Here is a 14812-nt window from a genome sequence, read left to right as displayed (position 1 = left end):
CTGGAACAAAGGATCTAGTGATGGTCATAGACCCAAGGTGCATGGCGCTGACTCAATGCTGGTGGGCAGTGCCTACCCTACGGTATATCAAGGCTTTCAGCGTTCTTTGGAGCCTGTGCCAGTAACATTCGACCTGGGGGCTGAGGTTTGACCCAAGGAAGTTCATTGAAAATTTCAATTGATATAGGCAAAGGAATGGGTTATGTTGTCTACTATTTTCAATAAAAGTTTGCGCCCCCTATTAAGGTTTGTTACATTGCAGGAGAACGCCTTCTCCCAGGATTCTCCTCACCATGAAACGCTTTTTTGGCTTCTTGCCTAAGCCTTCGCCTTTGCGGCCCGAGTCTCGTGTCTACGATCTCAAGGAGCGGTTGGATTGGGGAGAACCAGCGCTAACCATTATCGACGTCCGCGATCGCGCTGATTTTAACGAAAGCCACATTACTGGCGCAATTTCGATGCCCGTCGACTCGCTGCTCACCACAGCCGCCAGCTGCTTTGAGGTCAGCCGTGATCTCTATGTCTATAGCAACACCGATAATGAAGCCGCCGCTGTAGCCGAGCAGCTGCGGGAGGCGGGTTTCTCTAAGGTTGCCATTGTGCGCGGCGGAGTTGCAGCCTGGAAGGCGGCGGGTTTTCCGGTGGAAGTGGTAACGGCGGAAGTGGCTTAAACTCACCTAAACTGGCGGAGTTAGAGCAATGGCGTTGGTATGGATCAGGCTAGGGCAGTTGATTCGCGCAGCGGTTTGTTAACGCAGAATGGGTCGCATCGAGTGGTGACCTACAGCCGGGCCTATACTGTGGTGCCCACCTACGAATGCTTTAACCGCTGCACCTACTGCAACTTTCGGGTTGACCCTGGCCAGTCACCCTGGCTGAGTTTAGAGCATGTGGCTCAACGGCTCCCTATCCTGCGCCGTCAGGGAGTGTGCGAGGTGCTGGTGCTCAGCGGTGAGGTGGCCCCCAACAGCCCCCGCCGCGACGACTGGTTTCGCCACATCTACCAAATCTGTGCGCTAGCTCTAGAGGCCGGGCTGCTGCCCCATACTAATGCAGGCCCCCTGAGCCGCGACGAAATGGCGCAGCTGCGGCAGGTAAATGTGTCGATGGGCCTTATGGTCGAGCAAGTGACGCCGAAGTTGCTCGACACCGTTCACCGCCATGCTCCTAGCAAACGGCCTGAAGTGCGGCTGCAACAGTTGACTTGGGCTGGAGAGCTAAGGATTCCCTTCACGACCGGGCTGCTATTGGGGCTGGGGGAGAGTGAGGCTGACTGGGTAGATTCGCTGCGGGCGATCGCCGCCCTCCAGACCCGTTATGGCCACATTCAAGAAGTCATTTTGCAGCCCCACAGCCCTGGGCAGCAGCAGCTTCAGCCGGGTATGGCACTCGATGAAGCCGCGCTAGTGAGAGCCGTGCATCTGGCGAGAGAGTATCTGCCCCCGGAAGTCGCTATTCAGATTCCGCCCAATCTGGTCAGTCACAACGGACTGCTGGATTGTTTGACCGCAGGCGCGCGCGATCTGGGCGGCATTAGCCCGGTGGATGAGGTGAACCCAGATTACGATCACCCGACTCCAGAATCCTTAGGAGATACGATCGCCCCCTCCGGCTGGCAACTTCAGCCCCGCCTGCCCATCTATCCCCAATACGATACTTGGCTACCCGATCCGCTGCGGTCTCTAGTTAAAACCTGGCGCACCTCACTCAGTAATCCTTGAACTCATCCACCCATCCACTCACCCACCCCAACAGGGTAAAATCCTCACAGGTTAACTGAGGTTTTGCCATGGCTGCTCCCCAAACCTGTCCTGTGTGCGGCGTCAAAATTATGGTGGGTATGGTGGGGGGCGATCGCGTACTCTTCTCGGCTGGCCCGCCAGGCAATCGGGCCCGGCTCTACGCAAGGGTTTGCCGCTACGTCGATAAGGCTGGCTGCATTAATAAAGACGGCGGTAGCCAAGCAGTAAACCCCAACGATTATTACAAACCCGATGCGCCGCGGTAGGGCTGCGATCGGTTGTATATGGGGATGGATCGGAACTGGTGGGCAGTGCCCACCCTACGGTAGCTCTGGTAGGGTGGGCGCTGCCCACCATTAACCTTCAGGCTTGGCTAACTGCGCTTTCGCCTGCTGCCACAGTGCTTCTAGTTCGTCGATCGCATAGTCTCCGAGGGGTTTCTCTGCCACCGCCTCCACCAGCTCAAAGCGCTTGATAAATCGGCGGTTGGTGCTTTGCAACGCCTCAGCAGGGTCGAGGTCGTACCAGCGGGCCAGATTCACCAGGGTAAATAACAGATCGCCCAGCTCCGCCTGCTGATTTTCCTTAGGTTCATTCGCTAAGGCTTCGCGAAACTCGTCTAGCTCTTCGTGAAATTTATCCCACACGCCGTTAATGTCGTCCCATTCGAACCCGGCTTTGGCGGCTTTGGCGGAGATTTTGCTAGCGGCCATCAGCGGCGGCAGGGTGCGGCTATATTTGGTCAGCTTGGGCGACAGCTTGTGGGGCTCGTGGGCAATGCCTTTTTCTTCGGCTTTGATGCGGTCCCAGTTTTGGCTGACTTCTTCGGGAGTCTCGCCTGAGGCATCGCCAAAGATGTGGGGATGGCGGCGCACCAGCTTGTCGGCAATGCCGGTGGCGACGGTGCCCAGGTCAAAGTCGCCGTTGTCGCTGGCCACCTGGGCCTGAAGTACCACCTGGAGCAGCAGGTCGCCGAGTTCTTCTGCGATCGCCTCCTTTTCCCCCACCTGAATTGCATCGACTACCTCATAGGCTTCTTCAATCACATAGGGAATCAGGCTGGTGGGGGTTTGGGCTAAATCCCATGGGCAGCCGGTTTCGGGATGGCGCAGCTGGGCGATCACATCAATCAGCCGCTCTAGGGCAGCGAGAATGGCGGCGCGATGGCTAGGGGAAGGTTTTTCAGAAGACAGGGGCGCAGAAACCATGGCGAAACCGCGTTGATGACAATGTTCTTTAGCATGGCAGCAAATTGCGGCAGTGGGTATAGCGACTGCTTCCTAGGCAGAAAATGCGCTAAGCAGATCTCCCTTGCAATCTTTTTGCGAGCAATATAGGTTGTGGCTTTAATTTCAGATTTGGAAGCAGCAAAAAATAAGTGATGCCGCTAATCTGGCGGCATCACTTAGCAGTATTAAGAAGAGAGTTTGTTTAAGATGCGATGCTGTTGGCATCGTCGGTTTTGAGGCGGGCTACAGTGCTACGGCGCACGCGATCGCGCTTGCGGACGCCCCCGGCCATTTGATATTCGGTGCTGTCGTTGCCATATTCAAAGGCCACGCCCAGCAGCATTTGGGCCGATAGGGCACCGAGAGCTTTTTCCTGGTCTTGAATTTGGCTGCGTAGCGAGTCGATCGCCGTTAAGGCGGTGTTGTAGACGTTAATCTTGGCCTGGAGCTGGCTAATTTGAGCGTTTAAGTTGCTCAGCGATCGTTCGCCGCCAAAATCCATTGCTGGGTCAATGGCTTCTAGCCCAGCGGCGCGGACTTCGGCCTGTTCGAGAATGCGGGTCGATTTGCGTTTGCGATAAACCATAATGGCTACCCCGAGAATATATGGATAAGGTAAATACAGCCCAGCACCAGTGGGGGTTCTGGCGGTTTGAGATGCTTTTCTAACTGTAGTGTTGAGATATTGGGCGTGCCCCCAGCACAACTGCTGAACGACCCCGGTACAATGGTTAGGCAAATTCTGGTTTAAATACGTAGGTTTGGCGATCGCTCAGGTAGCAAAAAGAACAAGAAATGCTGCGATCGCCACTGCAAGCTTGGTTAGCCCCAACGCAAGCTTGATTAGTCACAACACAACCTTGATTAGTCCCATCGCAGGCTTGGTTAGACCCAACACAACCTTGGTTGGTCGCATCGCAAGCTTGGTAGCCACAATGCAAGCTTGATTAGTCACAACACAACCTTGATTAGTCCCATCGCAAGCTTGGTTAGCCTCAACACAACCTTGGTTGGTCACATCGCAAGCTTGGTTAGACGTAGGTTGAGTGAAATGAAGACGGCTAAATGTAGCGTTTTTAACTTGCGCCCGATTAAAGGATGGGGTATTTTTGCTGGATGGCTGTGTGCGTGCAGCTTTGCTTCCCAAAAATTTGGTCAAACGCCACTGGAAGGTGCTACCAACACCAACCAGCGGCTAACCCCTTCAACAGGTACAAGCTGTCTCGGAGGCTAGGGCTATTATTGCCCAGGCCGTCCTGAACTGCACCAGTTTAGGGCGGCCAAGTTTTTGGGATTCCTTACCCACCCTCAAAAAAGGAATCCCTCAACTATGTTGTGTTTTACCCGTCAAGATCTCCGGTTTCTTCAAGAAACCGGGGATCTGAATCCCCTGCGCTTGGCAAACCCCAGCCCCCAGCCGGGGCGCGAGCGATTGCGCCATCTGGTGATTGGCTCGCCGGATGGAGTGCGGGCAACGATTAACCTGCTGCATGTGCTGACCTATGCCGAGCAGCGGGAGTGGAGTCGGTTGGTGACGATACCAGAGTCGGGAATTTTGATTACGCCGGAGCAGGGGGAGGTGTTTAGTCTGCTGAGGCGCGATCGGCCCCAAGGAGCGGCCCTACAGGACCAACGCTAGATTGCTTTAGGGATTGGGTGCCTGTTAACTGGCTGATTCAGGCTGATGGGTTGTAAAGCCATCCGATCCCTAATCCAACTTCCCCAAATTCTCCCGACACCGTACTGTCCAGGGGTGCTCAGCCCCCAGTTTGGGTTCAAGGATGGCGAGGGCCTGCTGGTAGAGCGATCGGGCTTCTTCCGGGTGACCCTGGGCGGCACGGAGGGTGGCGAAGTCATCCAGAAAGCGTCCTTTTAACTCGTGATTTTCTGGCAAGGCCTTCTGGGCGATAGCCAGGGCTTCCTGGCAGAGTGCTTCGGCGCGATCGTAGTCAAATGTTTCGCGATAACATCGAGCCAGGTTGTTGAGACCGCTAGCCAGATTGGGATGATCGCTGCCCAGTGACTGTCGCCATAAGTTTATGGCTTCGAGTAAAAGCGGTTGAGCTTCCCCATAGCGCCCCTGCTTTTGGTAGAGCATCGCTAGATTGTTGAGGCTTTTGGCCACAAGGGGATGCTTGTTGCCCAACAGCCGTTTCCGCAGCGCCAAGGCCTCTAAATAGAAGGGTTCGGCCTCGCTGTAGCGCTTTTGATTATTGTAGAGTATTGCCAGTTGGTTAAGGCTAATGGCCACATTGGGATGCTCTTGTCCTAAAAGCTCTTTATCCAAATTGAGAGTATCGAGGAGAACTTCTTCTGCCTCTTCAAATCTTCCTTGATCTAGGTATATACTGCCCAAGACGTTTAAGCCATCAGCAATTAATGGATGCTTTCGGCCTAAAAGTATTTTTTTGATTTCCAAGGCTTTAATACAAAGATTCTCAGCTTCTTCAAAACGTTTTTGATGAGCTCGCAAAAGTGATAGGTTATGAATATCTGTCGAAAATTCTAAACTTCTTTCTCCGCAAACAGCCTTGTCTATTTCAATTGCTTCCATGTAAAGAGGATCTGCTTCCTCCAGTCTCCCTGAATCTGTGCATAGTAATGCTAAATTATTTAAGGTTTCTGAAATATGCTTGTGTGGAGCTTTATGGTGTCTCCGACGTATCAAAAGGGCCTCTTTATACAATTCTTCTGCTTCTGAAAATCTGCTAGACAAACGATAAGATTCAGCAAGGCCGTTGATGCTACTGGCTGTCCAAAGTTCTTCACCTAGCAACCGCTTTCGCATTGCTATAGCCTTTTTGAATAGGATTTCTGCGTCACTGTAGCGCCCTTGAAGACTATGAGATGCAGCACATCGATCTACGCTAGATGCAATATCTTCGTGTTCGTCCTTTAGAAGTCTTTGACGCAGCTCTAAAGCCTTCTGCAATAGCGGGTCAGCCAAAGCGTACTGTCCCCGTTGCAGCAGATATTTCCCCATAGCATGAAACACATCGGCAGCATCGGTAGAGGCGATTTCCCGCTGTTGGCAATGGTTCGCTAGTTCCTGAACAGGGTTCACCAAGAGTGCCAAGGTAGGCCAATCCTGGTATTCAGCCCCTTTGCCTTTCGCTGGCATCAGTCGCCCCATCGCTCTGAACAGTGGCTCCACCCAGGTCTGGCACCTGGCCTCTCCCAGTTCTGCCCGTATCACCTCCTGCACCAGGCGATGCAGGCTCAAGCTTTGGCTCTCTGGCTCCACACGAATCAGGGAGTAGCGGCACAGCGGGTCCAGCAGGTCGTAGAGTTCCAGCGGGTCGTCGGCTGCATCGGCCAGGGCTGTGGCCAGGGGTTCCCCCAGTGCTGCCGCCCCCTGGGTAAACAGGGCAAAGGGAATCCCGTCTGGGTGCAGAAAAGCGCAGTAGTTCAGCAGAGCCGCAGCGGCGGGGGCGGTTTTCTGGACTTCCTTCAGGTTTAAGGCCCAGGTGGTGGCAATGGAGTCGGGGTAGTTGCCCAGCTTGGGTTTGGCTTTTTCCAGCCGCTTTAGCCGCTGTTTGCGGTAGCTGGCCAGATAGGCGGCAAAGGGCACCCGGTTGGTGACCATGTAGGCGGCAGCCTGTTCTAGGGCCAGGGGCAGGTAGCCCAGTTCGGCGGCAAGGTCGGTGGCGGCTTGATATTCGGGGGATTGTTGGTCCGGGGCAATCCTACCGGTGCGGGTTAGCAAAAAGGCGATGGCCTCCTGGGGGCTGAGGGTTTCCATCTCCAGGGGTTGCACAATACCCAGATCCTGAAAATCCTGGGCGCGGGAGGTGACGAGAATATGACCTTTAATTTCCCGAGGCAAAAAGGGCTGCACCAGTTCAGGGCGGTCGGCGTTGTCGAAGATCAGTAGCCAGCCCTCTTCGCGGCTCAGCCACACGCGCACCGACTGCACGGTTTCATCCTGGTTTTCGGCGTTTTTGAGGGGCAGGTCCAGGGTCTGGGCAATGGCCACGTAGCTGTTGGTCAGATCCAGTGCTGTGTCGGCATGGACCCAGAACACGTAGCGGTAGTCGTCGCGGTAGCGGTAGGCGTATTCCACCGCCGTCTGGGTCTTGCCGATGCCCCCCAGCCCACTGATGGCCTGGGTCTGAGAAATTGCTGCTGTCCGCCCCTCATGCAGTTGCTGGTATAGCGTCGTCAGCACCTCATTCCGCCCGGTGAAATAAGGATTGCGGCCATAGGGCACCATCCACGGTGGCTCCTTCCCGTCGTCCTTATCGCCCTTACCTTCCCCATCCACCAATCCTGGACAAAGCTGCTCCATCACCTCATAGAGATGCTCCAGCCCACAGCCTGTTGCTCCTTCCACCCAGCTCAGCAACGCCGCCACCCGGTTGCCCTGAGCCGCCACACCTTCGGGCACAATTCCCGGTGGTGGATTGAGGGTAAACCGCAGTTGCTCAAACTGGGGGGCAGGTAAAGCGCTGAGCGTTTGAAACAGCGTCAGCCTAGGGTAGGGCATGGTGGGGGTGGGGCAAATACTGAGCTAATCCTAGCCGAAGATGTTGATGAGAACGTTCAGTTGGCAACAGACTCAAATCTTTGCACCCAGTTTCATCCTCAACTCGCTCAGGTAGGGCCGTGCACCAGTTAAATGATTTGACTGAGGCCCTGTGGTTGCGCTGCATCAATATGGCCAATCACGTCGAGGCCGTTAAGACGTTTCAGCGATCGCTGCTGCAATAAGCTAGGCTTTTTCTGGGAGTAAGGCACTGGTATACCCTTACTGTTGTAGCGTTGAGGCAACCCAATGGTCAGGGTGACAATTGATGAAATGCAGCACGATCCGTTGAAGTACCTGCACCAGGTCGAAGCTGGAGAAACGGTGGTGATTATGCGGTCTGAACAACCCATTGCCGAACTCAGGCCCATTGCCCCTCAACAGCAATTGCGGCCCTTTGGTCTGTGCGCGGGAGAATTCACTGTTCCAGACAACTTTGACGATCCTCTGTCAGAAGACATTCTCACTATGTTTGAAGGCAAATGAGAATTTTGCTGGATACACATATTTTTCTGTGGTTTATCTCCCGTGATGCTCGATTGCCCGCCGACCTCCGAGATACAATCCGTGATCCCAAAAACGAAGTTTACCTAAGCGCAGTTTCGGTGTGGGAAGCCATGGTTAAATATCAGCTAGGCAAACTACCCCTGCCCGAAAATCCTGGTACGTATCTGCCCAAACAGCGTGAGCTGCATCAGATAGCCAGCCTCGCTTTGGATGAAAAGAGCGTGGTTCAACTAGTAGTTTGCCAAGGTAATTATGACAGGTGGAATAGGGATGAGAAACTGAGAAAAACTTTAGTAGTCCCATGCCCACCAAGTACACCGTCAACTTAACGCCTGGCGAACGAAACGATCTCGACCAACTAACACGCCAAGGTACTCTGTCCTCTCGCAAACTGAAGCGGGCGCAAATTCTGCTTCTTGCTGACGAGGGTCACGACGACGCCACGATTGCCCAGATGTTGCACGTTGGGGAATCCACCGTCCATCGCATCCGCCAACGCTGTGTGGAGGAAGGCCTAGCCCTGGCCTTATCGGAACGCCCGCGGCGGGGTGGTCAGCGCAAACTCGATGGCAACGGTGAAGCCTTCTTGGTGGCGACTGTCTGTAGTGATCCGCCCACAGGCCGGGAACGGTGGACGATGCAACTGCTGGCCGACCGCCTGGTTGCCGTTGAAATGGTCGAGAGCATTTCGGACGAAACGGTACGCAAAACGCTGAAAAAAACAACCTTAAGCCCTGGCTAAAAGAGCAGTGGTGTATTCCAACGGTGGGGGCCAATTTCGTGTGGCGGATGGAGGATGTCCTTGAGTTGTATCGCCAACCCTACAGCCCGAGTGCTCCGGTCGTCTGCTTTGATGAACGTCCCGTACAGCTGATTAGCGAGACCCGCACCCCTATCCCTGCTGAACCCGGCGCTGCCCCGGAGCGCTATGACTACGAATACACCCGTGAAGGCACCTGCAATCTATTCGGCTTCTTCCAACCCTTGCAGGGCTGGCGGCACCTCAAGGTCACAGAGCATCGCATGAGTGAGGACTTTGCCCTGTGTATGCAATACCTCGTCGATGTCCTGTTCCCTGACGCCACTGACATTCAGGTTGTCCTCGACAACCTCAACACCCATACTCCAGCGGCCCTGTATCGGACCTTTTCACCCGAGGAAGCCCGGCGAATTCTTGACCGAGTGCAGTTCCACTACACCCCTAAGCACGGCAGTTGGCTCAATATGGTCGAACTTGAATTCTCCGTGCTCGCGCGACAGTGTTTGAACCGTCGCATTCCCTCCACTGATGTCCTGAAGCAGGAAGTCTCGGCGTGGGAAGAGGCTCGCAATGCCCAACGGGCTACTGTCAACTGGCAGTTCTCAGCCGCCGATGCTCGCTCCCGATTGGCTCGACTTTACCCAACTCCTAGCCTGTCATAATTACCTTGGCAGACTACTAGCCAATCTACCCTTGCTACATCGTGATCCCTTTGACGGAATGCTGATTTGCCAAGCATTAGAGAGCGGGTTAACGATCGCGACCGTAGATTCAGCCATTCGATCTTACTCGGTTAGCGTTGTATAGCGTGCGGCCCAGCTGCCAGCTAACCAGATGTCATCAGATCTTGCTAAATCGCCGTAGTGCAGGGCGGGCAACTCCATATAAGATAGCCATGGCCAGAGCGTCACCGTTCTATTCAGAACCACAGGCTTTGGCTCATTTAGTGAGTTGTCCGCTCAGAACGACTGTTAAACGAATCGTCTAACGAAAGTAGGGAATTGCCCATGGGTCGCGCAGAGAAAGTTGTCTTAGCCTATTCCGGTGGCGTCGATACCACCGTCTGTATTCCCTACCTGATGAATGAGTGGGGCGTAAAAGAGGTGATTACCCTGGCGGCAGACCTAGGCCAGGGCGACGAGCTAGAGCCCATCCGCGTCAAAGCGCTGAATGCCGGGGTGAAGGAATCCCTAGTGGTCGACCTAACGGAAGAATTTATTACCGATTACGCCTTTCCGGCCATTCAAGCCAACGCCCTATACGAAAACCGTTACCCCCTTTCCACTGCCCTAGCCCGCCCGCTAATTGCCAAAGCACTGGTCGAAGCCGCCGATCGCTACGGGGCCGATGCCGTCGCCCACGGCTGCACCGGCAAGGGCAATGACCAGGTGCGCTTTGACGTGGCGATCGCCGCCCTCAACCCCAGCCTCAAGGTGCTAGCCCCCGCCCGTGAGTGGGGCATGGGCCGCGAAGAAGCCATTGCCTACGGCGAAAAGCAGGGTCTCAGCTTTCAAGTCAAAAAATCTAGCCCCTACAGCATCGATCGCAACCTGCTGGGCCGCAGCATTGAGGCCGGGCCGCTCGAAAACCCCATGACCGAGCCGCTGGAAGAAGTGTTTTTGATGACCGAGGCGATCGAAAACACCCCCAACGAACCGGAATATATCAACATCGGCTTTACCAAGGGCCTGCCCACCAGCCTCAACGGCGAAGCACTGAGCCCAGTGGAGCTGATTACGCAGCTAAATGCGATCGCCGGTCGCCACGGCGTAGGCCGCATCGACATGATCGAAAACCGTCTGGTAGGCATCAAGTCGCGGGAAATCTACGAAGCTCCTGCCCTGCTAGTGCTAATCGACGCTCACCGCGATCTGGAGAGCCTGACCCTAACCGCCGATGTCACCCAGTACAAGCGCGGCATCGAAGAAACCTACAGTCGCCTGGTCTACAACGGCCTCTGGTATAGCCCCCTGAAGCTGGCGCTGGATGCTTTCATTCAGCAGACCCAGGAGCGGGTCAGCGGCACCGTGCGGGTGAAACTGTTTAAAGGCACCAACCGAGTGGTTGGCCGCGAGTCTAACCTCGCTCTCTACAGCGACGCCCTGGCCACCTACAGCTCTGACGACGCCTTTGACCACAAGGCCGCTGAGGGCTTTATCTACGTATGGGGCCTGCCCACCCGCGTCTGGTCAGAGAAAATGCGCGGTTAGTAGGTCAGGTAGATTGAAAACAATCTCTCCTGACAAGATCTAGCCCTCACCCTAAATCCCTCTCCCAAGCTGGGAGAGGGACTTTGAAAGGTTCTCTGACTCCCCTCTCCCAGGAAGGAGAGGGGCTGGGGGTGAGGGCTAGGTAGAGCGCCAGCGGCACCTAACAGGTGGACTTTGTTGGGTTACACTGCGTTTCACCCCATCTAATCGCGTCAATCTATGGTGTTTCCGGTTTATTTGGGGGTAGGAGCGTTTAAGCTCCACCCCCATTTTGTGTTCGAGGTGGTGGCCTATGGGGTCGCCATGGGGCTGCTGCGCCGCAACGTCAGCAGCGACTCTATTCCTTTGAGTCAGCGCAGCTCGGTGGTGGTGGGCGGGCTGATTGGGGCGCTGGTGGGAGCAAAGGTTTTGGTGCTGCTTCAGCATGTAGATCTGCTAGGAAGCGATTGGCGATCGTGGCTGCTGCTGGGCTTGCAGGGCAAAACGGTGGTGGGAGCGCTGCTGGGCGGGCTAATCGGTGTGGAGCTGACCAAAAAGTGGATTGGTTTGACGCGATCAACCGGCGATGCTTTTGTGTTTCCGCTGCTGGTGGGGACGGCGATCGGGCGGGTGGGGTGCTTTTTGACCGGGCTGAGCGATCGCACGTACGGCACCATCACCGCCCTACCTTGGGGCATCGACTTTGGCGACGGCCTGCCCCGCCACCCCACCCAGCTCTACGAGGTGGGGTTCTTGATTATTTTGGGGTTAATTCTGGCCTGGTATCGTCAACGCGATCTTTCCAACGGTAGGCTGTTTCAGCTCTATCTAGTCGGCTACCTTGGCTTTCGCTTTGCTGTTGATTTTCTCAAACCCGACTTTCAGCCGCTCTTGGGGCTAAGCTTTATTCAACTCGCCTGCCTGCTAGGTGTTGCCTATGGGCTGCGCCAGCTTTCGCGGCGAGAGGTCACAGTTTCGTAGCAGCGCCCCCATGCCCACCCGCCCTTACCTGTTCTACGCCCTGACCAACAGCCTGTGCTCTCGCTGCCTGGGCAAAGTTGAGGCCAAAATTGTCTTTCAAGACGGGGGCGTGTATCTGATTAAGCACTGCCCCACCCACGGGCGCGAAGAGGTGCTGATCGCTGACGACGAAGAGTATTATCGGCAAACCCAGGCGTTTATTAAACCAGGGGATATGCCCCTCAAGTTCAACACCCCGATTCGCTACGGCTGCCCCTACGACTGCGGCCTCTGCCCCGACCACGAGCAGCACAGCTGCCTGACGCTGATCGAACTGACCGATCGCTGCAACCTGAGCTGCCCCATCTGCTACGCCGACTCCGGTGCCGAGGAGCACAACGCTGCTGAGCAGCCCCGCCGCCACCGGTCCCTAGCCGAGATCGAGCGCATGTTGGATGCAGTCGTCGCCAACGAGGGCAGCCCCCAGGTGGTGCAGCTCAGCGGCGGCGAGCCCACCCTACATCCTGAATTCTTTAACGTGCTGGAGTTGGTCAAGGCCCGACCAATTCAGCATTTGATGATCAACACCAACGGCTTGCGCATTGCCCAAGATGCGGCATTTTGCGATCGCCTCGCCCAGTACAAAACCGGCACCGAAATCTACCTCCAGTTCGACAGCTTTGAGGAAAAAGCCCTGCGCGAACTGCGGGGGGCCGACCTGCGCGCCACGCGGCAGCAGGCGATTGATCGCCTCAACGATCTCAACCTCTCGACCACTCTGGTGGTCACACTCAAGAAAGGGCTCAACGATCACGAAATTGGCAAAATCATCGACTACGCCCTGGCCCAGCGGTGTGTGCGAGGGGTAACGTTTCAACCCATTCAGGCGGCGGGACGGCTAGAGGGGTTTGAGGCGAGGCGCGATCGCTACACCCTCACCGAAGTGCGCCGCGCCATTCTCGACCAAAGCCCCCACTTCAAACCGCAGGACATTCTGCCGGTGCCCTGCCACCCCGACTCGCTGGCGATGGCCTACGCCATCAAGGTCAAAGGCCAGGTGATTCCGCTGACGGGCATGTTCTCAACGCCCACCTTTGTGGAGATGATGCCCAACTCGGTGCTCTACGAGCAAGACCCCCAGCTCAAGCAAAAAATCTTTGAGCTGTTTTCTACTAGTCACTCGCCCACTACGGCCGCCAATGCGCTGAAGCAACTGCTCTGCTGCCTGCCCCAGGTACCGGTGCCCAGCGGCATCTCCTACGAGAATATTTTTCGCATTATGATTGTGCAGTTTCTCGATGCCTACAACTTTGATGTGCGATCGGTGAAGCGATCGTGCATTCACATCGTGCACCCTGATGGCCGCATCATCCCCTTCGACACCTACAACCTGTTTTACCGGGAGGGCAGTGCCGGAGCCGCTAAACTGGCCGAAGTTCAGTCTGCTACCTCAGCCCCATGACTAACCCCACCGATCCCACACCTCAAAACGACCCCACGCCCCAAAACGAAATCTTGGAAATTGTTAAGGGCATGCTACTGCTGCTGGGCTGCCATGCCGTAGCAGGGGCACTGATATTTCTTTTAGGTTTGTTGGTGGCCGCAGTTGGCATCGGCGACTACGCGTTTGCTGTTCCTTGGGTAATTGGGGCGGCGGGTTTTTTATTCTGGCAGCTGCTCTACGTAATTCCGTTAGTGATTACCCTTCGGCGGCGAGGGCACACCGCCATGGCTAAAGGGGTGATCATTACCGCCGTGCTGACTGCCCTGGTCAACGGGGCATGCTTTGTCTCTATGTTTGGCTTTGTGTAGAACTGGATGGAGCTATTCCAGGGAACCGCCACCCATCCACCCACTGATTCACTCCCCGCAATAGGCGATTAAATCAATCTCCACATCCCCATAGCCCGCTAAAGCCGTAACACCCACCGTTGTGCGGCTGGGTTGAGGAGCGTCGCCAAAGTAAGACTGGTAGATGGCATTCACCGTTTCGTAATAGCGAAAGTCGGTGACAAACACCCTTGCCATGACCACTTTGTTGAAACCGCTGCCCGCATGGTCGAGCACTAGGGCCAGATTATCCATCACCCGCCGGGTCTGGTCTTCAATTGGGCCTTTGACAACTTCGCCTGTGGCCGGATCTTCCGCTAGCTGCCCGGTAACAAACAAAAAATCTCCCGCTCGCACCGCGTGGGAGTAGGGAGCCACCGGAGGCAGCAGGTTATTGGGCAGGGTCATAAACTCCAACATAGGGGTAGTTCTTGATAACGACAGCCCTAAAGTTTAAATCAACCTGCGATCGCAGCGTGAAGGTTTTACGCTTTCGCTAAAACAAATTGCTCTGTGGTTAAGCCGCTAGGGAAAAAGCTAAAGCAAGAACAAAAAAGCGCCCCCCTTGCGGAGAGCGCTCTTTGCTAATCAATCAGTAGGGTAGCCGCTAGGGACTAGCCGATGATTTCAGGGGCCTCAGCCGTAGCAAGGTCGAGGGGGAAGTTGTGAGCATTGCGCTCGTGCATCACTTCCATACCCAGGTTCGCCCGGTTGATCACATCCGCCCATGTGCCAATCACGCGACCCTGTGAGTCCAGAATCGACTGGTTGAAGTTGAACCCGTTCAGGTTGAACGCCATGGTGCTGATGCCCAGGGAGGTGAACCAGATGCCAATCACAGGCCACGCACCCAAGAAGAAGTGCAGTGAACGGCTGTTGTTGAAGCTGGCGTACTGGAAAATGAGACGACCGAAGTAGCCGTGGGCCGCCACGATGTTGTAGGTCTCTTCTTCTTGACCAAACTTGTAGCCGTAGTTCTGAGACTCGGTCTCGGTGGTCTCACGCACTAGTGACGAGGTCACCAGTGAACCGTGCATGGCGGAGAACAGAGAGCCACCGAACACACCGGC

Annotated in this window: 14 protein-coding genes and 3 pseudogenes; 12 read left to right on the top strand and 5 right to left on the bottom strand. The window is 55.5% G+C overall.

Features of this window, described 5'->3' with window-relative positions; all coding sequences use genetic code 11:
• Positions 1-293: 293 nt before the first annotated feature.
• The 3 genes from H6F57_RS12380 to H6F57_RS12370 all read left to right on the top strand — a co-directional run bounded on the left by H6F57_RS12380 (position 294) and on the right by H6F57_RS12370 (position 2008).
• Positions 294-671 carry a rhodanese-like domain-containing protein gene (locus tag H6F57_RS12380; RefSeq protein ID WP_190628960.1) on the top strand — a complete coding sequence of 126 codons (378 nt, stop codon included), beginning with the start codon at positions 294-296 and terminating at the stop codon, positions 669-671.
• A gap of 39 nt (positions 672-710) precedes the next feature.
• Positions 711-1721 (top strand): 7,8-didemethyl-8-hydroxy-5-deazariboflavin synthase subunit CofG, encoded by a 1011-nt coding sequence (cofG, locus tag H6F57_RS12375; protein WP_190628957.1) that lies wholly within the window; start codon positions 711-713, stop codon positions 1719-1721.
• A 68-nt stretch (positions 1722-1789) separates the two neighbouring features.
• Positions 1790-2008: a hypothetical protein gene (locus tag H6F57_RS12370; protein WP_190628955.1), complete on the top strand. Its 219-nt coding sequence runs from the start codon at positions 1790-1792 to the stop codon at positions 2006-2008.
• 90 nt (positions 2009-2098) lie between these two features.
• On the opposite strand, the gene mazG is transcribed toward H6F57_RS12370, so the two are convergent.
• Both mazG and H6F57_RS12360 read right to left on the bottom strand, forming a co-directional pair.
• Positions 2099-2950 carry a nucleoside triphosphate pyrophosphohydrolase gene (gene mazG, locus H6F57_RS12365; RefSeq protein ID WP_190628952.1) on the bottom strand — a complete coding sequence of 284 codons (852 nt, stop codon included), beginning with the start codon at positions 2948-2950 and terminating at the stop codon, positions 2099-2101.
• Between the two features lie 223 nt (positions 2951-3173).
• Positions 3174-3557: a hypothetical protein gene (locus H6F57_RS12360; protein ID WP_190628950.1), complete on the bottom strand. Its 384-nt coding sequence runs from the start codon at positions 3555-3557 to the stop codon at positions 3174-3176.
• Positions 3558-4301: 744 nt separating this feature from the next.
• Between H6F57_RS12360 and H6F57_RS12355 the strand changes: the two genes are divergently transcribed.
• Positions 4302-4610 (top strand): hypothetical protein, encoded by a 309-nt coding sequence (locus tag H6F57_RS12355; protein WP_190628948.1) that lies wholly within the window; start codon positions 4302-4304, stop codon positions 4608-4610.
• Positions 4611-4679: 69 nt separating this feature from the next.
• On the opposite strand, the gene fxsT is transcribed toward H6F57_RS12355, so the two are convergent.
• On the bottom strand, positions 4680-7457 hold the full coding sequence (gene fxsT, locus H6F57_RS12350; protein ID WP_190628946.1) for an FxSxx-COOH system tetratricopeptide repeat protein: 2778 nt from the start codon (positions 7455-7457) through the stop codon (positions 4680-4682).
• A 288-nt stretch (positions 7458-7745) separates the two neighbouring features.
• Between fxsT and H6F57_RS12345 the strand changes: the two genes are divergently transcribed.
• From H6F57_RS12345 to H6F57_RS12320, 8 genes and pseudogenes are all read left to right on the top strand, one after another.
• Positions 7746-7982, top strand: a complete 237-nt coding sequence (locus tag H6F57_RS12345) for a type II toxin-antitoxin system Phd/YefM family antitoxin (protein WP_190628944.1) — start codon at positions 7746-7748, stop codon at positions 7980-7982.
• A pseudogene (locus H6F57_RS28370) lies at positions 7979-8236 on the top strand (type II toxin-antitoxin system VapC family toxin); the annotation flags it as partial. The gene H6F57_RS12345 and the pseudogene H6F57_RS28370, both read left to right, overlap by 4 nt.
• 68 nt (positions 8237-8304) lie before the next feature.
• A protein-coding gene (locus H6F57_RS12340) for an IS630 family transposase (protein WP_190628942.1) occupies positions 8305-9425 on the top strand; the annotation gives its coding sequence in 2 pieces (ribosomal slippage) (positions 8305-8716 and positions 8716-9425; 1122 coding nt in all).
• Between the two features lie 16 nt (positions 9426-9441).
• Positions 9442-9570, top strand: a pseudogene (locus H6F57_RS28365) (type II toxin-antitoxin system VapC family toxin); the annotation flags it as partial.
• 200 nt (positions 9571-9770) lie between these two features.
• A complete protein-coding gene (locus H6F57_RS12335) occupies positions 9771-10973 on the top strand; it encodes an argininosuccinate synthase (protein ID WP_190628940.1) in 1203 nt (400 codons plus the stop codon).
• A 219-nt stretch (positions 10974-11192) separates the two neighbouring features.
• Positions 11193-11933 carry a prolipoprotein diacylglyceryl transferase family protein gene (locus H6F57_RS12330; RefSeq protein ID WP_190628938.1) on the top strand — a complete coding sequence of 247 codons (741 nt, stop codon included), beginning with the start codon at positions 11193-11195 and terminating at the stop codon, positions 11931-11933.
• Between the two features lie 10 nt (positions 11934-11943).
• On the top strand, positions 11944-13374 hold the full coding sequence (locus tag H6F57_RS12325; protein ID WP_190628936.1) for a radical SAM protein: 1431 nt from the start codon (positions 11944-11946) through the stop codon (positions 13372-13374).
• Positions 13371-13724, top strand: a complete 354-nt coding sequence (locus H6F57_RS12320) for a hypothetical protein (protein ID WP_190628935.1) — start codon at positions 13371-13373, stop codon at positions 13722-13724. The genes H6F57_RS12325 and H6F57_RS12320 overlap by 4 nt, the downstream gene beginning before the upstream one ends.
• A gap of 48 nt (positions 13725-13772) precedes the next feature.
• On the opposite strand, the gene H6F57_RS12315 is transcribed toward H6F57_RS12320, so the two are convergent.
• Together H6F57_RS12315 and H6F57_RS12310 are read right to left on the bottom strand one after the other, a co-directional pair.
• Entirely contained in the window at positions 13773-14162 is a 390-nt protein-coding gene (locus H6F57_RS12315; RefSeq protein ID WP_190628933.1) for a RidA family protein, read from the bottom strand.
• A 194-nt stretch (positions 14163-14356) separates the two neighbouring features.
• Positions 14357-14812, bottom strand: a pseudogene (locus tag H6F57_RS12310) (photosystem II q(b) protein); the annotation flags it as partial.

The sequence above is a fragment of the Leptolyngbya sp. FACHB-60 genome, from assembly GCF_014695775.1.
GTDB lineage: Bacteria > Cyanobacteriota > Cyanobacteriia > Phormidesmidales > Phormidesmidaceae > Nodosilinea.
Note: the sequence above shows the minus strand (reverse complement) of the source record. Positions and strands in the feature narration are given on the sequence as shown.